General features: G+C 73.0%; 20 protein-coding genes. 13 read left to right on the top strand and 7 right to left on the bottom strand.

What is annotated here, in order from left to right:
- The first annotated feature begins 33 nt into the window (after window positions 1-33).
- The 7 genes from J2S22_RS04470 to J2S22_RS04440 all read left to right on the top strand — a co-directional run bounded on the left by J2S22_RS04470 (window position 34) and on the right by J2S22_RS04440 (window position 9,764).
- Window positions 34-792, top strand: a complete 759-nt coding sequence (locus J2S22_RS04470; protein WP_272778864.1) for a calcium-binding protein — start codon at window positions 34-36, stop codon at window positions 790-792.
- Between the two features lie 11 nt (window positions 793-803).
- Window positions 804-2,630 (top strand): type I secretion system permease/ATPase, encoded by a 1,827-nt coding sequence (locus J2S22_RS04465; RefSeq protein ID WP_370878175.1) that lies wholly within the window; start codon window positions 804-806, stop codon window positions 2,628-2,630.
- Complete coding sequence (locus tag J2S22_RS04460; protein ID WP_272778865.1) at window positions 2,617-3,924, top strand: HlyD family type I secretion periplasmic adaptor subunit; 1,308 nt, start codon at window positions 2,617-2,619, stop codon at window positions 3,922-3,924. The genes J2S22_RS04465 and J2S22_RS04460 overlap by 14 nt, the downstream gene beginning before the upstream one ends.
- Window positions 3,925-4,015: 91 nt before the next feature.
- On the top strand, window positions 4,016-4,657 hold the full coding sequence (locus J2S22_RS04455) for a biliverdin-producing heme oxygenase (protein WP_272778866.1): 642 nt from the start codon (window positions 4,016-4,018) through the stop codon (window positions 4,655-4,657).
- Between the two features lie 334 nt (window positions 4,658-4,991).
- Complete coding sequence (locus tag J2S22_RS04450) at window positions 4,992-7,268, top strand: ATP-binding protein (RefSeq protein ID WP_272778867.1); 2,277 nt, start codon at window positions 4,992-4,994, stop codon at window positions 7,266-7,268.
- Window positions 7,269-7,278: 10 nt separating this feature from the next.
- Window positions 7,279-7,740, top strand: coding sequence for a response regulator (locus tag J2S22_RS04445; RefSeq protein WP_272778868.1), 462 nt, complete (start codon window positions 7,279-7,281; stop codon window positions 7,738-7,740).
- Entirely contained in the window at window positions 7,737-9,764 is a 2,028-nt protein-coding gene (locus J2S22_RS04440) for a PAS domain-containing hybrid sensor histidine kinase/response regulator (protein ID WP_272778869.1), read from the top strand. Before J2S22_RS04445 ends, J2S22_RS04440 begins: the two co-directional genes overlap by 4 nt.
- A 317-nt stretch (window positions 9,765-10,081) precedes the next feature.
- Here the strand turns inward: J2S22_RS04440 and J2S22_RS04435 are convergent, their stop codons facing one another.
- Both J2S22_RS04435 and J2S22_RS04430 read right to left on the bottom strand, forming a co-directional pair.
- Window positions 10,082-11,065 carry a tripartite tricarboxylate transporter substrate binding protein gene (locus J2S22_RS04435; RefSeq protein ID WP_272778870.1) on the bottom strand — a complete coding sequence of 328 codons (984 nt, stop codon included), beginning with the start codon at window positions 11,063-11,065 and terminating at the stop codon, window positions 10,082-10,084.
- Window positions 11,066-11,178: 113 nt separating this feature from the next.
- On the bottom strand, window positions 11,179-11,685 hold the full coding sequence (locus J2S22_RS04430) for a GNAT family N-acetyltransferase (RefSeq protein WP_272778871.1): 507 nt from the start codon (window positions 11,683-11,685) through the stop codon (window positions 11,179-11,181).
- A gap of 276 nt (window positions 11,686-11,961) precedes the next feature.
- Between J2S22_RS04430 and J2S22_RS04425 the strand changes: the two genes are divergently transcribed.
- Entirely contained in the window at window positions 11,962-12,948 is a 987-nt protein-coding gene (locus J2S22_RS04425; protein ID WP_272778872.1) for a glutathione S-transferase family protein, read from the top strand.
- 63 nt (window positions 12,949-13,011) lie between these two features.
- Here the strand turns inward: J2S22_RS04425 and J2S22_RS04420 are convergent, their stop codons facing one another.
- Both J2S22_RS04420 and J2S22_RS04415 read right to left on the bottom strand, forming a co-directional pair.
- Window positions 13,012-13,542, bottom strand: a complete 531-nt coding sequence (locus J2S22_RS04420; RefSeq protein ID WP_370878174.1) for an NUDIX domain-containing protein — start codon at window positions 13,540-13,542, stop codon at window positions 13,012-13,014.
- Window positions 13,543-13,598: 56 nt separating this feature from the next.
- The gene (locus J2S22_RS04415; RefSeq protein ID WP_272778873.1) at window positions 13,599-14,918 is read right to left on the bottom strand and encodes a flavin monoamine oxidase family protein; all 1,320 of its coding nucleotides are present in this window, start codon (window positions 14,916-14,918) and stop codon (window positions 13,599-13,601) included.
- A 724-nt stretch (window positions 14,919-15,642) separates the two neighbouring features.
- On the opposite strand from J2S22_RS04415, the gene J2S22_RS04410 reads away from it, so the two are divergent.
- Window positions 15,643-16,437: a helix-turn-helix transcriptional regulator gene (locus J2S22_RS04410; RefSeq protein ID WP_272778874.1), complete on the top strand. Its 795-nt coding sequence runs from the start codon at window positions 15,643-15,645 to the stop codon at window positions 16,435-16,437.
- A 95-nt stretch (window positions 16,438-16,532) separates the two neighbouring features.
- On the opposite strand, the gene J2S22_RS04405 is transcribed toward J2S22_RS04410, so the two are convergent.
- The gene (locus J2S22_RS04405; protein WP_272778875.1) at window positions 16,533-17,234 is read right to left on the bottom strand and encodes a DUF1013 domain-containing protein; all 702 of its coding nucleotides are present in this window, start codon (window positions 17,232-17,234) and stop codon (window positions 16,533-16,535) included.
- A 194-nt stretch (window positions 17,235-17,428) separates the two neighbouring features.
- Here J2S22_RS04405 and ispH point away from each other — a divergent pair, with 194 nt between their 5' ends.
- The 3 genes from ispH (at window position 17,429) to rnhA (ending at window position 19,989) form a co-directional block, all read left to right on the top strand.
- Window positions 17,429-18,427 carry a 4-hydroxy-3-methylbut-2-enyl diphosphate reductase gene (gene ispH / locus J2S22_RS04400; protein WP_272778910.1) on the top strand — a complete coding sequence of 333 codons (999 nt, stop codon included), beginning with the start codon at window positions 17,429-17,431 and terminating at the stop codon, window positions 18,425-18,427.
- A 90-nt stretch (window positions 18,428-18,517) separates the two neighbouring features.
- Entirely contained in the window at window positions 18,518-19,486 is a 969-nt protein-coding gene (locus J2S22_RS04395) for a homoserine kinase (protein WP_272778876.1), read from the top strand.
- 23 nt (window positions 19,487-19,509) lie between these two features.
- Window positions 19,510-19,989, top strand: coding sequence for a ribonuclease HI (rnhA, locus tag J2S22_RS04390; protein WP_272778877.1), 480 nt, complete (start codon window positions 19,510-19,512; stop codon window positions 19,987-19,989).
- A 135-nt stretch (window positions 19,990-20,124) separates the two neighbouring features.
- Here rnhA and J2S22_RS04385 read toward each other — a convergent pair whose 3' ends face one another.
- Together J2S22_RS04385 and J2S22_RS04380 are read right to left on the bottom strand one after the other, a co-directional pair.
- Entirely contained in the window at window positions 20,125-20,610 is a 486-nt protein-coding gene (locus J2S22_RS04385; RefSeq protein ID WP_272778878.1) for a peroxiredoxin, read from the bottom strand.
- Between the two features lie 164 nt (window positions 20,611-20,774).
- Window positions 20,775-21,665, bottom strand: a complete 891-nt coding sequence (locus J2S22_RS04380; RefSeq protein WP_272778879.1) for a protein-disulfide reductase DsbD domain-containing protein — start codon at window positions 21,663-21,665, stop codon at window positions 20,775-20,777.
- Window positions 21,666-21,837: 172 nt separating this feature from the next.
- Here J2S22_RS04380 and J2S22_RS04375 point away from each other — a divergent pair, with 172 nt between their 5' ends.
- Window positions 21,838-22,458 carry a YqgE/AlgH family protein gene (locus J2S22_RS04375; RefSeq protein WP_272778880.1) on the top strand — a complete coding sequence of 207 codons (621 nt, stop codon included), beginning with the start codon at window positions 21,838-21,840 and terminating at the stop codon, window positions 22,456-22,458.
- Window positions 22,459-22,974 lie beyond the last annotated feature (516 nt).

Below are 22,974 nucleotides of genomic sequence, written 5' to 3'. Positions count from 1 at the left end.
GGACGATTGCGCCAACCACCGAGAGGCCATGACATGGTTGCGAAGATCTACCAGACCACGGCGAGCGCCGATCTCCTCGGCTACCTGACGAGCTGGGGGTCCGAGGATCCGCTGTCCGATCACGGCAGCTTCAGCCCGGCGACGTCCCCCTACGACCAGTGGGCCGGCGGCGGCGAGGAGGTGTCGGGCGAGTCGAACTACTCCGTGCTGCTGGAGGGCGACTTCACCTACGGGACCTACGGCGGCTTCACGGGCACGGTCGACACGCTGACCTTCGGGGTCGGCCTGTCGGGCGACAGCGCGAGTGGCTTCTCGATCGACACCACGCAGCTCACCGTCGACCTCGGCGGCAGCGCGACCACCACGGCGTTCAACTATGCCGTCTACGGACTGATGGGCACCGGCGGCACCGTCAACATGGACTATCTGTACAGCTATCTCGCCGCCACCGGCACCGAGCAGTACGGCACCACCGGAAACGACAAGCAGTACAGCTTCGCCGGCAACGACACGTTCACCGGCAATGCCGGCGACGACACCTTCGTGTTCGACGACGGCTGGGCGACCGACGTGATCACCGACTTCGGCACCAGCACCGGCGATCTCGACGTGCTCGACTTCTCCGCCGTGTCGTTCATCGGGGATGTCGACGACCTGATCGACAACTACAGCAACTGGTACGACTCGACCGGCGTGCTCACGATCAGCGACGGCACCAACACGCTGACGCTGACCGGCTATGTCGGCTCCGACATCTACACCCTGCTGGCCAACGACCAACTGGTGGCGTGATCGGACCCGCTGTGTCGACCGCTCGACCATCGACTCCGCCGCAGCCTCCGGCTGCGGCGGTTTTTCCCGTTCTCGCCCCGGCGATCGCCGGGACCGCGCTGATCAGCGGCGTCGTCAACCTGCTGGCGCTCACCGCGCCGCTGTTCATGCTGCAGGTCTACGACCGGGTGCTGTCGAGCCGCAGCGTGCCGACCCTGGTCGGCCTCGCCGTGCTGGCGGCCGGGCTCTACGCCGTGCAGGGCGTCCTCGACGTGATCAGGGCCCGGGTTCTGCTGCGCCTCGGCGACGCGCTCGACGCGCGGCTGTCCGGCCGCGTCCATGCCGCGATCGTCGGGCTGCCGCTGGTCGCCCGGGTGCCGGGCGACGGCCTGCAGCCGCTGCGCGACCTCGACACGGTACGGGGCTTCGTGTCGGGCAGCGGCCCGGCGGCGTTCTTCGACCTGCCGTGGATGCCGCTCTATCTCGGCCTGTGCTTCCTGTTCCATGTCTGGCTCGGCGTCACCGCGCTGGCGAGCGCGGTCCTGCTGGTCGCGGTCGCGGTGACGGCCGACGCGTTCTCCCGCGCCCCGGTCGCCGCGGCGCTGCGGCGGACCACCGAACGCAACGTCATGATGGAGGCGGACCGCCGCGGCGCCGAGGCGATGTGCGCCATGGGCCTCGGACTGCTGCGGGCGGCGCGCTGGCAGGCCGCCGCGGCCGACTGCCTCGCCGCGCATCGCCGCGCCGGCGACGTCGCCGCGCTCGCCGGCGGCATCGCCAAGGCGCTGCGCACGATGCTGCAGTCGGCGATGCTGGCGGTCGGCGCCTGGCTGGTGATCGAGCAGCAGACCACGGCCGGCGTGATGATCGCCAGCTCGATCGTGATGGGCCGCGCCCTGGCGCCGGTCGACGCCGCGGTGGCGAGCTGGAAGCCGTTCCTCACCGCGCGGCAGAGCTGGGCCCGGCTCGCCGGGCTGCTCGCCCTGATGCCGCCGGCCGGCGAGACGCTGGCGCTGCCGCCGCCGGCGTGCGAGCTGCGCGCCGAGGCCCTCGCCGTGGTGCCGCCGGGCCGCAGGCGGCCGACCGTCGCCGGCGTCGGCTTCGCCGTGCCGGCGGGCTCTGCCCTCGCCGTGATCGGGCCGAGCGGCTCCGGCAAGTCGACGCTGGTGCGGGCGCTGGTCGGCGTGTGGCGGCCGGCCGCCGGGGCGGTGCGGCTCGACGGCGCGAGCCTCGACCAGTGGGACCGCGCGGCGCTCGGCCGCCATGTCGGCTACCTGCCGCAGGACGTCGCGCTGTTCGACGGCACGGTCGCCGAGAACATCGCGCGCTTCGCCGCCGATCCGGACCCGGCCGCCGTGGTCGCCGCCGCGCAGGCGGCCGGCGTGCACGCGCTGATCCTGCGCTTCGAGAGCGGCTACGCGACCCGCATCGGCGAGGCCGGCGCGGCGTTGTCGGCCGGCCAGCGCCAGGGCATCGGCCTCGCCCGGGCGCTCTACGGCGATCCGTTCCTGGTGGTGCTCGACGAGCCCGACGCCAGCCTCGACGCCGACGGCGAGGCGGCGGTGGCGCGGGCGATCGCGGCGGTGCGGGCGCGCCGCGGCATCGCGGTCGTGGCGGCGCACCGGCCGGCTGCGCTCGCCGCCGTCGACCTCGTGCTGGCGATGGAGGCCGGCCGCGTGACGGCGTTCGGGCCGCGCGACGAGGTGCTGGCCCGGATGTCCACAGCGCGTCCCGCGACGGCCGAGGCGGCCGGACGCGGCGTCGCGCCGCGCGGCCGCATGCCGGCGCCGCTCCGCATCCTGGCGGAGCCGGCCGGCCGGCCCGGCGAGTCCCGGGAGGCGTCCGATGGGCCCGCGTGAGGACGCCGTGCTGGCGTCGATCCGGCGCCATCTCGCCGCCGGCGGGCTGGTCTGCGGCCTTACCGTCACCGGCCTCGGCGGCTGGGCGGCGGCGACGACGCTCGCCGGCGCCGTGGTGGCGTCGGGCCAGCTGGTGGTCGAGAGTCACATCAAGAAGGTGCAGCATCCGACCGGCGGCGTGGTCGGCGAGATCCGGGTGCGGGAGGGCGCCCGGGTCGGCGCCGGCGACGTGCTGATCCGGCTCGACGCGACCCAGGCCCGCGCCACGCTGGCGATCGCCCGCAAGCGGCTCGACGAGCTCGCCGCCCGCCAGGCGCGGCTGGAGGCGGAGCGCGACGACGCCGACGCGATCGCGTTCCCGGCCGCGCTGGCGGTGCGCGCCCACGATCCCGAGGTCGCCGCGCTGACGGCCGGCGAGCGCTCGCTGTTCGGGCTGCGGCGGGCCGCCCGCCACGGCCAGAAGGCGCAGCTCGCCGAGCGCATCGCCCAGGCCGAGACGGAGATCCGCGGCCTCGCCGCCCAGGAGGAGGCGAAGGCGCGCGGCATGGCACTGATCGAGCGCGAGCTCGCCGGCCTGCGCGGCCTGTTCGACCGGGGCCTCGTGTCGATCCAGCGGATGATGGCGCTGGAGCGCGAGGCGGCGGCGCTCGACGGCGAGCGCGGGCGCCTCGCCGCCGCCCGGGCCCAGGTGGCCGGCCGCATCGCCGAGACGCGGCTGCAGATCCTGCAGATCGATCAGGATCTGCGCAGCGAGGTGGCGACCAGCCTGCGCGAGGTCGAGGCGCAGACCGCCGAATATGTCGAGCGCCGCGTCGCCGCGCAGGACCAGGTCGACCGCGTCGACATCGTGGCGCCGCAGGCCGGCCGCGTGCACGAGCTCGCCGTCCACACGGTGGGCGGCGTGATCGCGGCGGCCGAGACCATCATGCTGGTGGTGCCGGAGGACGATGCGCTGGCGCTCGAGGTGCAGGTGGCGCCGCAGGACATCGACCAGATCCGCCTCGGCCAGCCGGCCGTGCTGCGGCTGTCGGCGTTCAACCAGCGCACCACGCCGGAGCTCGCCGGCGAGGTGTCGCGCATCGCCGCCGAGCTCTCCCGCGAGGAGCGCACCGGACGCAGCTGGTACCTGGTCCGGATCGCCGTGCCGGCCGCCGAGATCGCCCGGCTCGGCGGGCTGCGGCTGGTCGCCGGCATGCCGGCCGAGGCGTTCGTCCGCACCGGCGAGCGCAGCGCGCTGTCCTATCTGGTGAAGCCGCTGCGCGACCAGCTCGCCCGCGCGTTCCGCGAGGAGTGAGCGGCCGCCGCGCATCGGTCCCGGCCGGCGTTGTCGCGGCGGCCGGCGGCGTGGCATGGTGCGGCGGAAGCCCGGGCCTGGGAGTTGCTCGATGAGTTCCGCGTCGCCGTCCGATACCTCGCCGTCCGATACGTCCGCACCCGCCCCCGCCTCGCGCTGGCGCCGGCTGCAGGCGGCGACCGACGCCGTGCACCGGGCGCTCGACGCCCGCATCATGATGGGCGACCCGTTCCGCGACCGCGACCGCTACGCCCGCTTCCTCGCGATGCAGCTGCAGATCTTCCGCGACGTCGACGTGCTCTACGCCGACCCGGCCCTGATCGCGGTGTTTCCGGATCTTCGCGAACGCCGCCGCCTGCACCTCGCCGAGCAGGACGCGCACGACCTCGGCCTCGACGCGGCACCGCTCGCCGCGCCGGCGCTCGCCGCGCCGGTCGACGCCCCGACCGGCATGGGCTGGCTCTACGTGATCGAGGGCGCCGATCTCGGCTCGCCCTTCCTGCTGCAGGAGACGATCAAGATCGGCATCGACGAGGCGTTCGGCGCCCGTCACATGCGCGGCCATCCGCAGGGGCGCGGCCTGCACTGGCGCCACTTCACCGAGGCGCTCGACGCCGTGACCTTGAGCGAGGCCGAGGAGGCCCGCGTCGTCGCCGGCGCCGAGGCCGCCTTCGCCCGGGTGAACCGGCTGTTCGAGGCGGCCGGCCTCGCCGATCCGCCGCCGCGCGGCTGACCGTCCCGGGGCGCGTCCGGCCTGGCGGAGACCCGGTATCGCGGTCCTGCGGGGGCCGCCCCGCGGGTGGTTCCATGATCCTCCCGCGGCCGGCCATGCGCCCCGCGCAGGCCAAGGAACCCGCGCTTCCGCCGCACGTTACGGCATATCAGCAAAGCTCTCGTCGGCGACCGAACAGCACCGCCGAGACAGAGGTCCCTGCCACCCCCGCGAGGTCGTCCGTGCTTCTCCCGCGCTCCCGCCCTGTCGACCGGCCGCCGCACGGCCGGTCCCGAGGTCGAGTCCGCGGCGGCGGCGGGCGGTCGGCCGCCGCGCGCCCCCCGGGGGCGTGACCATGGGCGGGACGAACCACACCGACCGGGAACCGGCCCGCGAGGCGGCCGCCCCGCCGGCGATCGCGGCCGCCGGTCCGGCGGCGCGCGCCTGCGAGGCCGAGCCGATCCACGTGCCCGGCAGCATCCAGCCGCACGGCGCCCTGCTGGTGGTCGATCCGCGCGACGGCCGCGTCGTGCAGGCCGCCGTCGGCGCGGGCGGCGCCGGGGCGGTCGCCGGAGACCCGCTCGGCCGGCCGCTCGCCGAGGCGCTGCCGCCCGGCGCCGCGCCGCTGCTGCGCGACCTCGACTCCCGCCTGCCGGACGCCGGCGTCGTCCATCTCGGCCTGATGCGGGGCGGCGAGGCGCTCCACCACCTGCTCGCCCACCGCTCGGAGGGGGCGATCGTGGTCGAGCTCGAGCGGGCGCTCGCCTCCGAGCCCGGCTCGTTCGACGACGTCTACCCGCATGTGCGCGCCTTCCTCGACCGGGTCCAGCGGGTCCGCGACGTGGCGGAGCTGACCGCGCTGGCCGCCCGCGAGGTGCGCCGCGTCACCGGGCTCGACCGCGTGCTGATCTACCGCTTCGACGCCGACTGGAACGGCGAGGTGATCGCCGAGGACCGCAACGACCGCCTGCCCTCCTATCTCGGGCTCCACTTCCCGGCCGCCGACATCCCGGCGCAGGCGCGCGACCTCTACCGGATCAGCCGGCTGCGGCTGATCGCCGACGCCGGCTACGTGCCGGCGCCGATCGAGCCGCCCGTGAACCCGCTCACCGGCCGGCCGATCGACCTCGCCTTCGCGGTGCTGCGCAGCGTCTCGCCCGTGCATCTCGACTACATGCGCAACATGGGCACCGGCGCCTCGATGTCGATCTCGCTGATGCGCGACGACCGGCTGTGGGGCCTGATCTCCTGCCACAACCGCGATCCGGCGACCGTGCCGTATCACGTGCGCACCGCCTGCGACCTCGTCGGCCAGGTGCTGTCGCTGCAGCTCGCCGCCGACGAGGCCTCGGCGGTCGCCGACCGGCGCGACGCGCTGCGGATGATCCAGAACCGGCTGCTCGCCCGCATGGCGGCGGCCGACCACTATGTCGACGGGCTGATCGCCAGCGGCGACGACCTGCTGGCGCTGGCCGGCGCCGGCGGCGCCGCCGTCGCCACCGGCGGCACCGTGGTGCGGATCGGCGCGACGCCGCCGGAGCGCGACATCCGCGCCATCGTCGCCTGGCTGTCGGCCCGCGAGCGGCTCGACGTGGTGGCCACCGACAGCCTCGTCGCGGCGATGCCGGAGGCCGGGCGGATGAAGGACCTGGCGAGCGGCGTGCTCGCCATCTCGACCTCGCAGATCCACGACAGCTACGTGCTGTGGTTCCGGCCCGAGGTGATCCGCACCGTCACCTGGGGCGGCGACCCGCGCCGGCACGCCGAGCCCTCGGCCGACGGAGCGCGGCCGTCGCCGCGGACCTCCTTCGCGGCGTGGCAGGAGACGGTGCGGCTGCGGGCGCGGCCGTGGGCGCCGCCGGAGATCGACGCGGCCGGCGAGCTGCGCACCGCGATCGTCGACATCGTGCTGCGCAAGGCCGAGGAGACGGCGGCGCTGTCGGAGCGCCTGACCAGCATCAACAAGGAGCTGGAGGCGTTCTCCTATTCGGTGAGCCACGATCTGCGGGCGCCGTTCCGCCACATCGTCGGCTATGCGCAGCTGCTGAAGAAGTACGAGGGCGAGCGGCTCTCCGAGCGCGGCAACCGCTACATCGACACGATCGTCGAATCGGCGATCTCGGCCGGCACCCTGGTCGACGACCTGCTCGGCTTCTCGCAGATGGGGCGGGCGACGCTGACCCCGGTCGCCGTCGACATGGACGCGCTGGTCGCGGATCTTCGCCGCCGGATGGAGGCCGACACCCACGACCGCAACGTCGAATGGCGGATCGAGCCGCTGGCCCCGACCCGCGCCGACCCGATCATGCTGCGGCTGGCGATGCAGAACCTGATCGACAACGCGCTCAAGTTTTCGCGGCATCGTGACCCGGCCGTGATCGAGATCGGCTCGACCGAGACGGCCGACGAGACCATCTATCGGGTGCGCGACAACGGCGCCGGGTTCGACATGGCCTATGTCGGCAAGCTGTTCGGCGTGTTCCAGCGGCTGCACCGGGTCGAGGAGTTCGAGGGCACCGGCATCGGCCTCGCCAACGTCAAGCGGATCGCCGAGCGCCACGGCGGCCGTGCGTGGGCGGAAGGCCGCGTGAACGGCGGCGCCACCTTCTTCTTCGCATTGCCCAGACGATGAGGCTCGACCGATGGCCGATCTCAAGCCGATTCTCCTGGTGGAGGACAGTCCCAAGGACGTCGAGCTGACGCTCGCCGCGCTCGAGCAGTGCCAGCTCGCCAACGCCGTGGTGATCGCCCGCGACGGCGCCGAGGCGCTCGACTACATGTTCTCGCGCGGCGCCTATGCGAGCCGCGACACGGCCGACCCGATCGTCGTGCTGCTCGACCTCAAGCTGCCGAAGGTGGACGGGCTCGAGGTGCTGGATCAGATCAAGCGCGACCCGGAGCTGCGCCACACGCCGGTCGTGATGCTCACCTCGTCGCGCGAGGAGCGCGACCTGGTGCAGAGCTACAGCCTCGGCGTCAACGCCTTCGTGGTGAAGCCGGTCGGCTTCGAGCAGTTCTTCCAGGCGATCCGCGACCTCGGGATGTTCTGGGCGGTGCTCAACGAGCCGCCCCCGATCGGCGTGGCGACCGCGGAGGACTCGTGAGCCGCGAGACCGACCACACCGCGCTCGTCCGCGAGGTGAGCATCCTGCATCTCGAGGACGACCCCCACGACGCCGCGCTGGTGCGCGAGTTCCTCGCCGCGAGCGGCCTCCCCTTCCGGATCGAGCGGGTGTGGACGCGCGAGCACTTCGCCGCGGCGCTGGCCCGGGGCGGCTTCGACATCGTGCTGGCCGACCATCAGCTGCCCGGCTTCGACGGCGTCGCGGCGCTGGCGATCGCCCGCGCGACCGCGCCCGCCCTGCCCTTCATCTTCGTGTCGGGCGCGTTCGGCGAGGAGCTCGCCGTCGAGGCGATGCGCCACGGCGCCACCGACTACGTCGTCAAGCACCGGCTCGAGCGGCTGCCCCTGGTGGTGCGCCGCGCCCTCGCCGAGACGGCGGAGCGGACCGAGCGGCGGCGCGCCGAGACGGCGCTGCGCCACAGCGAGGAGCAGTTCCGCACGCTCGCCGACAACATGGACCAGTTCGCCTGGATGGCCGACGCCTCCGGGGCGATCTACTGGTACAACAAGCGCTGGTTCGACTACACCGGCACCACGATCGAGGCGATGCGGGGCTGGGGCTGGCGCGCCGTGCATCATCCCGACCATCTCGACCGCGTCGAGCAGGAGTACCGGCGCTGCCTGTCGAGCGGCGACACGTGGGAGGACACGTTTCCGCTGCGCGGCCGCGACGGCGCGTATCGCTGGTTCCTGTCGCGGGCGCGGCCGATCCGCGACGCGCACGGCCGCATCGTGCGCTGGTTCGGCACCAACACCGACGTGACGGCGCAGCGCGAGGCGGAGGCCGCCCTGTGGCGCCTCAACGAGACGCTGGAGCAGCGCGTCGTCGCGGCGATCGCCGAGCGCGAGTCGATGCTGGCCAAGCTGCACGAGGCGCAGCGGCTCGAGACCATCGGCCATCTCACCGGCGGCTTCGCCCACGACTTCAACAATCTGCTCACGCCGATCATCGGCAATCTCGACCTGCTGCGCCGCCGCCTGCCCGAGGCCGACCGCTCGCAGCGGCTGATCGCGAGCGCCCTGCAGGGCGCCGAGCGCGCCAAGACGCTGGTGCAGCGCCTGCTCGCCTTCGCCCGCCGCCAGGTGCTGGAGCCGCGGCCCGTCGACGTCGCCGTCCTGGTCGAGGGCATGGCCGACTTCGTCGCGCGCTCGCTCGGGCCGCAGATCGCGCTCACCGTCGAGGCGACGCCGAACCTTCCGGCCGCCCGCGTCGACCCGACCCAGCTCGAGCTGGCGATCCTCAACCTCGCCGTCAACGCCCGCGACGCCATGCCGGACGGCGGCACCCTGACCGTGGCGGTCGACGGCCAGACGGTCGGGGCGGGTCACCGCTCGGGGCTGCGCCACGGCGACTTCGTCCGCGTCACCGTCACCGACACGGGCACCGGCATGGACGCGACGACGCTCGCCCGCGCCATCGAGCCGTTCTACTCGACCAAGGGGATCGGCAAGGGCACCGGCCTCGGCCTGTCGATGGTGCACGGGCTCGCGGCCCAGTCGGGCGGCGCCCTGCTGCTGGCCAGCACGCCGGGCGCCGGCACGCGGGCCGAGATCTGGCTGCCGGTGGCGAGCGAGCGCGCCGAGGTCGCCGACCCGGTTCCGCACGCGCCGGTGCGCGGCCGGTCCGTCACGGTGCTGCTGGTCGACGACGAGCCGCTGGTGCGCGCCACCACGGCCAGCATGCTGAGCGATCTCGGCCACCGGGTGATCGAGGCGGGCTCGGGCGCTCAGGCGCTCGACTGTCTGGGCACGCTGACGGACGGCGGCGGACCGGACCTGGTGATCACCGACTATCTGATGCCGGCCATGAACGGCGCCGAGCTGGCGCAGCGGATCCGCGCCCGCCACCCGGAGCTGCCGATCCTGCTCGCCACCGGCTATGCGAGCCTCACCGGCAACGCCATGGCCGACCTGCCGCTGCTGCCCAAGCCGTTCCAGCAGGCCGAGCTCGCCGCGACGATCGAGCGGCTGATGCGCAAAGGGGCCCACGTGGCGGGCCCCTGACATCGACGTACCATCGAAGCGACCGCGGTCTTCACCTATCGTTTGGGCTCGCCTGGGCACACGATCGCGGGGGAGCGCGGCGGCTGCGGCATCCTCGTTTCACCTCTCCCCGGCGGGCAGAGGTCGGATCTCGCGCGAATGCGCGAGATCCGGGTGAGGGGGGCCTCCGCACGGCCCGAGCTTGCGGCACGCCCCTCACCCGTCTCGCCGCTTCGCGGCGATCCACCCTCTTGTCGCGCAATTGCGCGACCGCGAGGGGAGACGGAAAGGGCGGCTCGTCGCGACGCGAGGCCGAGCTGATCAGGCGGATGCCGGGATCAGTCGATCTTCAGGCCGATGCGGGTGACGACGTCGCCCCACTTGGCGATCTCGGCCTTGACGAAGCGCTCCGCCTCCGCCTGCGAGCCGCCGAGCGCCGAGAAGCCGATGCGGGCGAACTGCTGCTTCACCTCGGGGTCCTTCAGCACCGTGTTCAGGTCGGCGTTGAGCTTGTCGATCACGGCCTGCGGCGTCTTGGCGGGGACGAACAGCGCCACCCAGGTGGCGTCGTCGACCTCCTCGAGCCCGGCCTCGGCGACGGTCGGCACGTCGGGCAGCGACTCGACCCGCTTGGCGCTGGTCACCGCCAGCGGCACCACCTTGCCGGACTTGACCAGCTCGGTCGCCGCCGGCATCGCCACGCTGGCGAGCGCGACGTGACCGCCCATCACGGCGTTGAGGGCCGGGCCGGCGCCCGTGAACGGCGCGTGCGGGATGTCGACCTTGGCGAGGAAGCGGAAGATGCGCTCGCCCGAGAGATGCGGCGTCGTGCCGGTGCCGGCGGAGCCGAAGGCGAGGCTCTTGGTCTTCGACAGCGCGATCGCGTCCTTGAGCGTCTTGACGCCGAGATCGGGCGCCGCGACCAGCAGGTTCGGCGTGGTGGCGGCGAGCCCGGCGACCTTGAAGTCGGTCTCGCTGGCATAGCCCGGATTCTTGTAGAGGCTCGGATTGACCGCGAAGGCGCTCGTCGTCACCAGCACCGTGTAGCCGTCGGCCTGGCCACGTGCGACCTGCACGGCCGCGATGTTGCCGCCGGCGCCGCCGCGGTTCTCGATGACGACCGACTGGCCCCACAGCTGCTGCAGCTTCAGCCCGACGATGCGGCCGATGATGTCGGCCGGGCCGGCCGGCGCGAAGGCGATCAGGAAGCGGACCGGCTGGGTCGGGTAGGCCGGCGTCTGCGCGGCGGCGGCGATCGTCATGGCCAGCGCGGCGGCGAGCGTCGTCGCCGCGGTCGCGAGCGGGCGCATCGGGTTGAGCATGTCTTCTCCTCGTTGCGGGGGCGTTGGGGTGTCGGTCGGCAGGGGTGGCGGGAGCGGCGGGTCGCGGCAGGGGCCGGGGCGGGAACGGGCGGGGGCGGAAAAGGTGCGGCGGATCAGGCGTCCTGGTCGGGCCGGATGACGCCGGAGACGCCGTCGAAGGCGCCGGGCTCGAGCTCGGCGACCAGCAGGCGGGCGGGATCGACCGGGCCCGGCATCACGGCGCGGCCGCGCGGCACGCGCTCGAAGCCGGCCCGCGCGTAGTAGGGCTCGTCGCCGACCAGCACGACCAGCCGGTGGCCGCGGGCGCGGGCCTCGGCGAGCGAGCGCTCGATCAGCCTGAGGCCGATCCCGCGGTCGCGGAACGGCGGCTCGACGGTGAGCGGGCCGAGCAGCAGCGCCGGGGTGTCGCCGATGCGGATCGCGGTCAGCCGCACCGAGCCGACCAGCAGCGTGCCGATGCGCGCCAGGAAGGACAGGCCGCTGTCCAGCTCCGCCTTCTCGCGGATCCGGTACGCCGTACGCGCATAGCGGCCCGGCCCGAAGGTGCGCTCGTGCAGACGCTCGATCGCGGCGGCGTCGGCCGGCGTCTCGGGGAGGATGGTGAGCGACAGATCCGTCATGACGCTGTAAACGTGCTCGGACGAACGGCCCCGAAGAGCCCGGGATGACGACGGTGGCGCCGTGTCGTCGGACGGCGATGCCGCACGCCGCTGCGCCGCACGAGCCGACATCGCGGGCACGTCGCAGCGTGCAGGTGCGCCGCCAGCGTGGAGGTGCGCCGCCGGTCGAGGTCGTTCGCCGGAGGGGATGTCCGGCAGCGGCCGCCGCGCCTAGATAGCAGTGATCGACCGGCCGGAGAAGCGGCGACGGCCGGAGAGGCGGAAGCGGAGAAACGCATGGGTCTGCTCGTCGACGGCGTCTGGCACGATCAGTGGTACGACACCGGCGCGACCGGCGGACGGTTCGTGCGCAGCGAGTCGCAGTACCGCAACTGGGTCACGGCGGACGGGACGGCCGGACCGACCGGCGCCGGCGGCTTCCCGGCCGCGCCGGGCCGCTACCGGCTGTACGTGTCGCTCGCCTGCCCGTGGGCGCACCGCACCCTGATCCTGCGGGCCCTGAAGGGGCTCGAGGCGGTCGTGCCGGTGTCGGTCGTGTCGCCCCTGATGGGCCGCTTCGGCTGGACCTTCGACACCGCGCAGGGCTCGACCGGCGATCCGGCCAACGGCGCCGCCACGCTCGCCGAGATCTACGTGGCGGCCGATCCGCACTATTCCGGCCGCGTCACCGTGCCGGTGCTGTGGGACACGGTGCGCAAGACCATCGTCAGCAACGAGTCGGCCGACATCCTGCGCATGCTCAACGGCGCCTTCGACGCCTTCACGGACGTCGCGACCGACTACAGCCCCGCGGATCTGCGCGAGCCGATCGACCGGGTGAACGCCTTCGTCTACGCCAACATCAACAACGGCGTGTACCGGGCCGGCTTCGCCACCACGCAGGCCGCCTACGAGGAGGCGTTCCGAGCGCTGTTCGCGGCGCTCGACGAGCTGGAGGCGCGGCTGGCGTCGCGGCGTTATCTCGTGGGCGCGCGGCTCACCGAGGCGGACTGGCGGCTGTTCACCACGCTGGTCCGGTTCGACGCGGTCTATTACGGCCACTTCAAGTGCAACCTGCGCCGCATCGTCGACTATCCGAACCTGTCGAACTACGTGCGCGACCTGTTCCAGGTGCCGGGCGTCGCCGCGACCGTCGATCTCGACCACATCAAGCGCCACTACTACGGCAGCCACGGCACCATCAATCCGAGCGGCATCGTGCCGATCGGCCCGGAGCTGGACTTCGGCGCCCCGCACGACCGCAGCCGCTTCGGCGGCGGCTGACCCCGGCCTGCGGGCCATCGGTCCGGAGACGCGCCGGCGGCACGGTCGGAGCCGCCGCGCGCCTCACCAGCGCTCCGACACCGCGGCGCCGTGCAGCACCTCGGCGATGCGGGCGCGGGTGCCGCGGGTGGTGCCGTCGGGCAGCGCGTCGACCGGGAAGAAGCCGGTGGCGACGATCTCGTGATTGGGCGCCGGCGGCGCCGGCTGCTCGAACGCCCGCACCACGTAGAGCGCGACATGGTCGCGCCGCGAGACATGGGCGTTGAGATAGACGCCGAACAGGGCGACGGCGCCGGTGAGCCGGACATTGCCCTCCTCGGAGAGCTCGCGCACCAGCGCCTCCTGCAGGGTCTCGCCGACCTCGACGCCGCCGCCCGGCAGGTACCAGCCGGAGACGTAGGAGTGCCTGACCAGGAGGACGCGGTCCTCGCGGTCGATCACCAGGGCCCGCACCCCGAGGGTGAGGCCGCGGCTCATCCGCCACCACACGTGCATGACGCGGCGCAGGCCGCGCTCGCCCGCCCGGCGCAGCCGGGCCGGCGTGTCCCCGGACCGCGACGGCGGACGGGATCGAGGCGCGTCGTGGTCCGTCATCGCGGGGCTCGTCGCTGGGTGATTCGAACCACGCTACCAACTGGGCGGGACGACCGCTAATGCGGCGTGCACGGTTCCGACGGGGCGCCGGCCCGGTCCGGAGCGCCGCCGCTGTCCGGAGCGCCGGCCCGGTCCGGGGCGAGCGCCGCAATCACCGCCGCCGCCGCCGCGGTGCCGCTGCGCAGCGCCCCGTGCGCGGTCGAGAAGTCGTGCCGCGAGCAGGCCTCGCCGGCGAACACGAGGCGCGGATCGGCCGGGGCCGCGAGCGCCGCCCGCGCCTCGGCCCCGCCGACCGCGGCAGCCGAGTAGGAGCCGAGCGCCCACGGGTCGCCGCCCCAGCCGGTGGCGGCGACCAGATGCACGCGGTCGCGGATCGCCGACCCGAACGCCGCCGCGAGCTCGTCGCGCGCGAAGGCCAGGAAGGCCGGCGGACCGTCCGTCTCCAGGGCGCGGGCGAGCGGGCCGCCGAAATAGCCCTCGATCAGCGGCCGGCCGAACGGCCGCAGATGGTAGTTGCCGGTGTCGCGCCGGTGCGGCGTGCCGATCAGCCGCGTCTCGGCCGGCAGGTCCTCGGGCCGGTCGACATGCAGGAACAGCTTGTCGGCGAGGCCGAGCGGCAGGCTGGCGGCCGCCGCGAGCGTGTCGGCCAGCTGCGGCCGGATGCGCAGCGTGCCGGCGACCAGCACGGGCGGCGGCACCGTGACCACCGCGGCCCGCGCCGTCACGGCGCCGCGCGCCGTCTCGATGCGCAGCCCGACGCCCGAGCGGTCGATCGCGTGCACCGGGCAGCCGGTGACGATGTCGAGCCCGTTCGCCTGGGCCGCCACCAGGGCGCCGTAGCCCGTCGGCACCCGCCAGTCGTCGCCGGTGTCGCGGAAGCGGCCGTAGTCCCGGACCGAGAGCGCGGCGAGCGGCACGCCGTTCGCCCAGGTGCTGACCGCGTCGATCAGCGGGGCCCAGGGCCCGTCCGGCTCCAGCAGATCGGCGGCCGGCCGGTCCGGCCCGCCGGCCGCGCCGGCCGCCTCGACCCGCCCCCAGAAGGCGTCCATGACGGCCGCGAAGGCCGCCTGGTCGGCGGCCGGGAAGGTCGCCTCGTGGGCCGGCCGCTGCCACGGCGCGGCGCCCCGGTCGAGGGCGAGGCCGCGGGCGACGGCCAGCGCCGTCCACTCGTTCTCGGGCGCCGAATGCAGCCAGCCGCAGCCGAGATCGAGCGGCAGGGCGCCGGCGGGCGTCGCGGCGACACGGGTGTGGGCGCGGCCGCCGACCCGGTCGCGGGCTTCCAGGATCCGCACCGTCAGGCCGGCCGCGGCGAGATCGGTGGCCGCCGTGAGCCCCGCGGCGCCGGCCCCGATCACCACCACATCGATGTCCGTCATGCGTTCGTCCCCGGTGTTGCCGTCTCGCGTTCCTTCGGCGCGGCGTTCTCTCGGTCCGGCGCTCTTGCCAGCGGTCCCGGCCGGGCGTCCCCCGTGCGGCGCGTTCGCCCCGCACGGCAGGCGGGCGGGCGGGCGAGCCCGGCATCGCCCGCAGCCCGGCCCCGCGCCGCCGCGCGGACGCGGCCGGACATGACCTCTGCGTGTAGCGGCGACGCGGCACGCGGGGTCGCTGTAACGGCGCCGCACGTTCAAGGACCGCCTATCACTTTCACGTGATCATCGCTGTGTCGCTGACCCGAAACATCACTCTGCGACGACACAGACAAGGATTGCGAGAGAACGGCGGCGATTTATTTATTAATTCGAGAAGACGATGGATAGCATCAGCTGTGGTTGCGGGCAGAGCGGGATTGATTCGAGTCTCGGTTTGCGATTGTGTATTCCCAAAAGAACTAGACACAGGCAGATCGCATTCGATTCTCTCGCGTTCAAAATGTTATGGGAAATAAGTAGAGGATTTGTGGCATCGGATACGTCACGATGATCGGGCTAATACACATTACGTTCAGACATAGTCTTATGATTAATCCACTTCGCCTGCTACTCGATTCGCGAACACGTCGCGTAGGTGGACGTCTACAACCCGAACGCCGCCGCGGTTCGGCGGCCCGTCATCCGGTCGTACAGCGGCCGCCGCGAGTCCGGCCGCAGTAGGGGATTGCGAGTGACCACGTCCGACGCCTTGTTCCGCGATCTCCGAGTCTACACGGCTCTGCTCGACCGCTTCGGCTTCATCCTGTCGGTCAACAGCCAGTGGAAGGCGTTCGTCGACGCCGGCGGGCTGGTGCTTCCGTTCGAGGACCGGCCGCCGAACAACTACGGCGTCGGCGAGAACTATCTGCGATTCTGCGCCTTCGCGGACCCGCTGTCACCGCGCCTGATCACCGGCATCTCGCAGCTCCTGGCCGGCCAGACCGAGGCGGTCTCGATCGTCTACCAGCGGCGCTCGCCGGTGCAGAACACCTCGTTCATGCTGCTGGGCTTTCCGTGCGCCACCGACGGCAGCCGGGCGGCCCTGCTGCACGTCGACATCACCGCCATCGCGACGGCGCTCGCCGAGGCGCGCAAGGCCGGCGGCGCGCCGGCGGCCGGCGCCGCGGAGCTGTCCGGCGCGGCGGCGAGCCTCGAGTCCGCCATCGGCGCGGCGGTCGCCGGCCCGCGGGTGCCGCTGCGCGCGGCCCTGCTGCGGCCCTCCGCCGCCGATTCCGGCGACGAGCGCCAGCCGCCGCTCAGCAAGCGCCAGTGGCAGGTGCTGTCGCTGATGACCAACGGCCTGACCAATGTGGAGATCGCCCGCCAGCTCGGGCTGTCGCCCAACACGGTCAAGATCCACGTGTCGGGAATCCTGGCGCGGCTCGGCCTGCCGTCGCGCACCCAGGCCGTGCACTGGGCCCTGACGCAGGGGCGGCAGGATCAGATGCGCCAGGACAAGCAGGCGGCGGCACCGGACGGCGGCTGACCCGGCCGCCCTCCCCGTGCACCGCCGCGGCGTCGCGGCACGAGGCCGGCCTTCCGTGATGCCGGCTTCGACGCGCGGCCGGCGACGGCCGGTCCTCAGTCCTCGTCGTCCTCGTCGGCCTTGCCGCCGATCTGCTTGAGCTTGGCGAACACCGCCTCGACGTCGAGCTCCTCGCCAGACGTGCGGGTCTCCTCGTCGGCGTCCTCGGCGCCCGGCCCGGTGGTGACCTCGGCCGGCAGCAGGGTGACGCCCTGCTCGGCGTCGGCCGGACGCTCCTTGGCGGCGCGGGCGACCTCCATGTCGAGATCGATCTGCGAGCACAGGCCGAGCGTCACCGGGTCGAGCGGGGTCAGGCTGGCCGAGTTCCAGTGGGTCCGCTCGCGGATCGCCTTGATGGTCGCCTTGGTGGTGCCGACCAGCCGCATCACGGCGCTGTCCTTGAGCTCCGGGTGGTTGCGCACCAGCCAGAGGATGGCGTTCGGGCGATCCTGGCGGCGCGACACCGGGGTGTAGCGGGGGCCGCGCTTGCGCTTGGCCTCGGGCACCCGCACCCGCGATTCGGCGAGGCGCAGCCGGATGCTGGTATCCTTCTCGGCGCGCGCGATCTCCTCGCGGCTGAGCTGGCCGGTGACGATCGGATCGAGCCCCTTGATGCCCTGGGCGGCGTCGCCGTCGGCGATCGCCTTCACCTCCAGCGGGTGCAGCTTGCAGAAATCGGCGATCTGATCGAACGAGAGGGCCGTATTCTCGACCAACCAGACGGCGGTGGCCTTCGGCATGAGCGGCTGGGTCGACATGGGTAAAGCTCCTCTGCGGCCTCGCCCGCCCCCCGGAGGCGAAGCCTGTGTCATTTCAGGAAATGACGGAATTCGATCCTTATATAGTCGAGACGACAGGGCCGACGCAACCCGCCCGGGGCCTGCTTGACAGGGCTCCGGGGGGAGGCCAAACCGACGGACGAGGAGACTTCATGACGAGCCAGGGACCAGCCATGACGCCCGCCCCCGACGTCGCCGGCAAGCCGCCTCTCGCGATCCTGCTGTGCTCGCCGCGCGGCTTCTGCGCCGGGGTGGTGCGGGCCGTCGACACGGTCGAGCGGGCGCTGGCGCTGTACGGCCCCCCGGTCTATGTGCGCCACGAGATCGTCCACAACCGCTACGTGGTCGAGAGTCTGAAGAAGAAGGGCGCGATCTTCGTCGAGGAGCTCGACGAGATCCCGGACACCGACGCGCCGGTGGTGTTCTCGGCCCACGGCGTGCCGAAGTCGGTGCCGGAGAGCGCCGCCAAGCGCAACTTCTTCGCCCTCGACGCGACCTGCCCGCTGGTCTCCAAGGTGCATCGCGAGGCCGAGGTCCACTTCAAGCGCGGCCGCGAGATCGTGCTGATCGGCCATGCCGGTCACCCCGAAGTGGAAGGCACCATGGGGCAGCTGCCGCCCGGCGCCATGACGCTGATCGAGACGGTCGCCGACGTCGAGCGGTTCACGCCGCGCGACCCGGCCAACCTCGCCTATGTGACGCAGACGACGCTGTCGATCGACGACTGCACCGGGATCATCGCGGCGCTGCAGCGGCGCTTCCCGCAGATCACGGCGCCCCACAAGGAGGACATCTGCTACGCCACCACCAACCGGCAGGAGGCCGTGAAGGCGGTGGCGCCGCGGGTCGACGCCCTGATCGTGGTGGGCTCGCCGAACTCGTCGAACTCCAAGCGCCTGCAGGAGGTGGCCGAGCGCAACGGCTGCCCGCACGCGCAGCTGGTCGACCGCGCCGACGGGATCGACTGGTCGAAGCTCGACGGCATCCGCACCCTCGGCCTCACCGCCGGCGCCTCGGCGCCCGAGGTGGTGGTCGAGGAGATCATCGACGCGTTCGCGACCCGCTTCGCCGTCACGGTGGAGACGGTGTCGGGGGCCACCGAAAGCATGTTCTTCCCGCTGCCGCGGCAGCTCCGGGAACTCGACAAGGCCTCCGACACGGCCGCCGAGTAGCGGCCGGCCCGGAGGCCGTCCTTTTGTGAGGGGCGCATCGTCCGCGGCGAACCGGATCCACGTCGCCGGACGATGCTCTTTGGGGGTGGGATGGCCGTCTACACCGACGTCACGGCCGACGAGCTGCAGGCGTATCTCCTCGACTACGAACTCGGCGAGCTCCTCTCCTGCAAGGGGATCGCCGAGGGCGTCGAGAACTCGAACTTCCTGCTGCACACCTCGCGCGGCCATTTCATCCTGACGCTGTACGAGAAGCGGGTGGCGGAAGCCGACCTGCCGTTCTTCCTCGGCCTGATGGAGCACCTCGCGGCGCGCGGCCTGACCTGCCCGCAGCCGGTGAAGACCCGCGCCGGCACGGCGCTCGGCCGCCTCGCCGGCCGCCCCGCCGCGATCGTCACCTTCCTGGACGGCATGTGGGTGCGGCGGCCGACCGTCGCGCACTGCCACGCGCTCGGCGGCGCGCTGGCCGCCCTGCACCTGGCCGGCCGCGACTTTTCCATGCAGCGCCGCAACGCCCTGTCGGTCGACGGCTGGCGGCCGCTGTTCGAGGCCGCCCGGGCGCGCGCCGACGAGGTGACGCCGGGGCTCGCCGAGGCGATCGAGACGGCGCTCGCCGCGCTCGAATCCGGCTGGCCGGACGGGCTGCCGCGCGGCGTCATCCACGCCGACCTGTTTCCCGACAACGTGTTCTTCCTGGGCGACCGGGTGTCGGGCCTGATCGACTTCTACTTCGCCTGCACGGACACGCTCGCCTACGACGTGGCGATCTGCCTGAACGCCTGGTGCTTCGAGCCGGACGGCGCCTACAACGTCACCAAGGGGCGGGCCCTGCTCGACGGCTACGTGCGGGTGCGGCCGCTGGCGGCGGACGAGCACGCCGCCCTGCCGGCGCTGTGCCGCGGCGCGGCGATGCGGTTCCTGCTGACCCGGCTCTACGACTGGTTCGCGGTGCCGCCGGGCGCGCTGGTGCGGCGCAAGGACCCGCTCGAATACTACCGCAAGCTCCGCTTCCACCAGACCGTCGGCGCCGCCCGCGACTACGGCATCGACGCGGCGTGACCGGCCGGCAGGGATCGACCAGCGTGAGCGACACCGGCGCGGCGGGAAAGCGCGTGACCATCCACACCGACGGCGCCTGCTCGGGCAATCCCGGGCCGGGCGGCTTCGGCGCCATCCTGGAATGGGACGGCCGCCGGCGCGAGCTCAAGGGCGCCGAGCCGCTGACCACCAACAACCGCATGGAGCTGATGGCGGCGATCGTCGCGCTGGAGACGCTCACGCGCGCCTGCGCGGTCGACCTGCACACCGACAGCCAGTATCTGCGCCAGGGCATCACCGGCTGGATCCACGGCTGGAAGCGCAACGGCTGGAAGACGGCCGACCGGAAGCCGGTGAAGAACGTCGACCTGTGGCAGCGCCTCGACGAGGCGATCCGCCGCCACGACGTCGCCTGGCACTGGGTGAAGGGCCACGCCGGCCACGACCTCAACGAGCGCGCCGACGAGCTCGCCCGCGAGGCGATCGCCGAGATGCGCGCCGCCCAGCGGGCGGAGCGGGGGTGAGACTTCGCTCACGGCCACCGCCATCGGAGCGTCAGCTTGGCGGCTCGCCCCCTCCCTGTCCCTCCCCCACAAGAGGGGGAGGGACCGCTGGAACCGCGAGGCGATAGGGCGCGGATGCGCCCCGACAGTGCCGCCCTACATCGCCGCCAAGAGCGCGTCGGCGCTCGACAGCTCGGCCTTGCCGGCCTCCTGCTCGACCGACAGGCGCTTCACCACGCCGTCCTCGACCAGCATGGCGTAGCGCTTGGAGCGCAGGCCGAGGCCGCCGGCGCTGATGTCCATGGTCATGTCGATCGCCTTGGCGAAGTCGCCGTTGCCGTCGGCCAGGAACTCGATCTTGCCGTCGGCGCCGGTCGCCTTCTTCCACTCGTTCATCACGAAGGCGTCGTTCACCGCGGTCACCGCGATGGTGTCGACGCCCTTCGCCTTGATCGCGTCGGCGTGCTTGAGGAAGCCCGGCAGGTGGTTGTTGTGGCAGGTGGGCGTGAAGGCGCCCGGCACCGCGAACAGCACCACGGTCTTGCCCTTGAAGATCTCGTCGGTGGTGACCCAGGCCGGTCCGCCCGCCGTGATGACGCGGAACTGGGCCTCGGGGATGCGATCGCCGACCTGGATGGGCATGGTGTCTCTCACGCTGTGTTGACGGTCCGGCCCCCGGCCGCGGCCGGTCCGGACGACGTGGGGGGGTGATGGAACGCCGGGCCGCACGGCCGCCGGCGCCCCATCCTTGCGCCGCGCATTGAAACAATCGTGCGACCACGCGCAAGCCCCGGCCCGGAGTACCGTCAATCGAGTGTTGCCCGCACCTCGACGGCGGCCTCGCCGGCGACCGCCGTCAGCGTCACGGTGGCGCCGCGGGGATCGACGCCGGGCGGAACCCCGTCGACCGTGAAGCCGAACAGGCGGGTGCCGTCGGGGCCCTCGCCGATCGGCTCGGGCAGCGGCAGCGCCCAGTCCTCGCCGGGGCCCTCGGCGAACAGGTCCGGGGTGGTGCCGGACGGCGCCGCCACGGCGACGACGACGCGCGGCTTCGGCCAGGCGCCGTCGACCCGGACCGAGCGCACCGCCAGCGCCCCGGCGGCGCCGACCGCCGCCGGCACCGGCACCCGCGCCGTCGCGGCCTCCACGGCGGCCGCCTCGGCCGCCTCGGCCGGCAGCGTCAATGTGGCGCGGCCGCTGACCGGCACGCACAGCCGCTCGCAGATGGCGTAGTCGAGCGCGACCGCGAGGGTCGCCGGACGCGACGGGTCGGCCCGCTCCACCGTCACCGGGAACACCACCCGGTCCGAATAGCCGATCGCCATGCCGCCGCCGTCCTCGAATCGCTTGGGCGCCGGCCAGCGCACCGTGGCGGCCCGCACATTGGTGGAGCCGGAGAAGTCGAAGCGCGGCGGCACGCCCGAGTCACCGGGGTACCGCCAGTAGGTCTTCCAGCCCGGCGCCAGCCGAATCTCGATGCCGGCCGACAGGAACGGCGTGCCCGGCCCCGGCGTTCCGCCGACGAGGCGGACGGCGGAGCGCGCGTCGCCGGTCCACGCCGAGGCCGATCCGGAGGCCGATCCGGAGGCCGATGCGGAGCCCGATGCGGACGGCCCGGCCGCCGCCGGGGCCGCCGCGACGGCGAGCGCCGCGAGCAGCAGCAGGGAGGCGAAACGCCGCAATGTCGGTTCGTTCATCACTCGGTCTCCCGGTCGACGTATGCTGTGTCCGGCGTGTCGCACGGCGCTTCGGGGCGGCCGAACGGGCCCGGCTCCGGCCGGAGCCGCACGTCCGGCGAGAAGCGGCCGCACCCTTCCCGGTCGCGACACGCGTTGCCCAACCCGGACCGCTCGGAGTAGTCTTGCCGAGATGAAAGCCGCACGGAAGATCGCCCAGGAGCGCGAGCCCAAACGGGGCTATCTCGACGGACAGATGCTGATCGCCATGCCGAGCATGCGCGACGAGCGTTTCGCCCGAAGCCTCATCTACGTGTGCGCCCATTCGTCGGAAGGGGCCATGGGCATCATCGTCAACCAGCCGGCCCCGAACATCAACTTCGCGGATCTGCTGGTGCAGCTCGAGGTCATTCCGGCCTCCGATCTGATCATCCTGCCGCCGCGTGCCGGCTCGGTGAAGGTGCTGCGCGGCGGGCCGGTCGAGACCGGCCGCGGCTTCGTCCTCCACTCGGCCGACTTCTTCATCGAGAACTCGACCCTGCCGATCGACGACGGCATCTGCCTGACCGCGACCCTGGACATTTTGAAGGCGATCGCGCGCGGCGACGGTCCGCTCTCGGCCGTGCTGGCGCTCGGCTATGCGGGCTGGGCGCCCGGGCAGCTGGAGACCGAGATCCAGGCCAACGGGTGGCTGCACTGCACGGCCGACCCCGACCTCGTCTTCGGCGCCGACACCGACCGCAAGTACGATCGCGCGCTGGAGAAGATCGGCATCCCGCCCGGCATGCTGTCGAGCGAATCCGGACACGCCTGAGACGGGCGCGACGGAGCCGCGTGTGTTCCGGCGCGATGGAAACAGCGCCGGGCCGCCCCAAGGGCGCTGACTCGAGATCCGAAGCGTCTCGCGCGTCAGCCTCTCGGGCGTCGTGCTCGGCGAAGGCGCCGGGGCATGCCCGGATCTCGAAAACGCCGGCGAATTCAGTGCGTCGTGTCCGGTCGACGTCATCGTCGGCTCGGCCCGGCGATCCGTCCGCATCGAAAAAGCAAGACTGCCTGCGAAGCGTGACGGATGCGCGGGTCGAGCCCGCGCATGACGGTCCGGATGCGCGGCGCACGCCGTGTGCATGCCATGGCGCGAAGGCAGCACCCGGTACGCCGCCGCCGATGGGGGAACGCCCCCCGGCCCGCATGGCGCGGCGGCCCGAGTTTCTTATACAATCATACCGGCGCGCCCGATTTTCCGGCGCGCCGCCGGCTCCGACGGATCATCCCGCGCGGGCCCCGCCGGACGACCGGCCTTTTTCGCAGGGCGTTCCCGTCCCTCGCGACA

Origin of the sequence: Rhodoplanes tepidamans (assembly GCF_030813915.1) — a bacterium.
Lineage (GTDB): Bacteria > Pseudomonadota > Alphaproteobacteria > Rhizobiales > Xanthobacteraceae > Rhodoplanes > Rhodoplanes tepidamans.
This window is presented reverse-complemented; position numbering and strand designations above follow the sequence as displayed.

Coding starts and splice junctions, on each gene's coding strand:
- J2S22_RS04470 (WP_272778864.1), top strand. CDS start 34: ATGGTTGCGAAGATCTACCAGACCACGGCGAGCGCCGATCTCCTCGGC.
- J2S22_RS04460 (WP_272778865.1), top strand. CDS start 2,617: ATGGGCCCGCGTGAGGACGCCGTGCTGGCGTCGATCCGGCGCCATCTC.
- J2S22_RS04455 (WP_272778866.1), top strand. CDS start 4,016: ATGAGTTCCGCGTCGCCGTCCGATACCTCGCCGTCCGATACGTCCGCA.
- J2S22_RS04450 (WP_272778867.1), top strand. CDS start 4,992: ATGGGCGGGACGAACCACACCGACCGGGAACCGGCCCGCGAGGCGGCC.
- J2S22_RS04445 (WP_272778868.1), top strand. CDS start 7,279: ATGGCCGATCTCAAGCCGATTCTCCTGGTGGAGGACAGTCCCAAGGAC.
- J2S22_RS04435 (WP_272778870.1), bottom strand. CDS start 11,065: ATGCTCAACCCGATGCGCCCGCTCGCGACCGCGGCGACGACGCTCGCC.
- J2S22_RS04430 (WP_272778871.1), bottom strand. CDS start 11,685: ATGACGGATCTGTCGCTCACCATCCTCCCCGAGACGCCGGCCGACGCC.
- J2S22_RS04425 (WP_272778872.1), top strand. CDS start 11,962: ATGGGTCTGCTCGTCGACGGCGTCTGGCACGATCAGTGGTACGACACC.
- J2S22_RS04420 (WP_370878174.1), bottom strand. CDS start 13,542: ATGACGGACCACGACGCGCCTCGATCCCGTCCGCCGTCGCGGTCCGGG.
- J2S22_RS04415 (WP_272778873.1), bottom strand. CDS start 14,918: ATGACGGACATCGATGTGGTGGTGATCGGGGCCGGCGCCGCGGGGCTC.
- J2S22_RS04405 (WP_272778875.1), bottom strand. CDS start 17,234: ATGTCGACCCAGCCGCTCATGCCGAAGGCCACCGCCGTCTGGTTGGTC.
- ispH (WP_272778910.1), top strand. CDS start 17,429: ATGACGCCCGCCCCCGACGTCGCCGGCAAGCCGCCTCTCGCGATCCTG.
- J2S22_RS04395 (WP_272778876.1), top strand. CDS start 18,518: ATGGCCGTCTACACCGACGTCACGGCCGACGAGCTGCAGGCGTATCTC.
- J2S22_RS04385 (WP_272778878.1), bottom strand. CDS start 20,610: ATGCCCATCCAGGTCGGCGATCGCATCCCCGAGGCCCAGTTCCGCGTC.
- J2S22_RS04380 (WP_272778879.1), bottom strand. CDS start 21,665: ATGAACGAACCGACATTGCGGCGTTTCGCCTCCCTGCTGCTGCTCGCG.
- J2S22_RS04375 (WP_272778880.1), top strand. CDS start 21,838: ATGAAAGCCGCACGGAAGATCGCCCAGGAGCGCGAGCCCAAACGGGGC.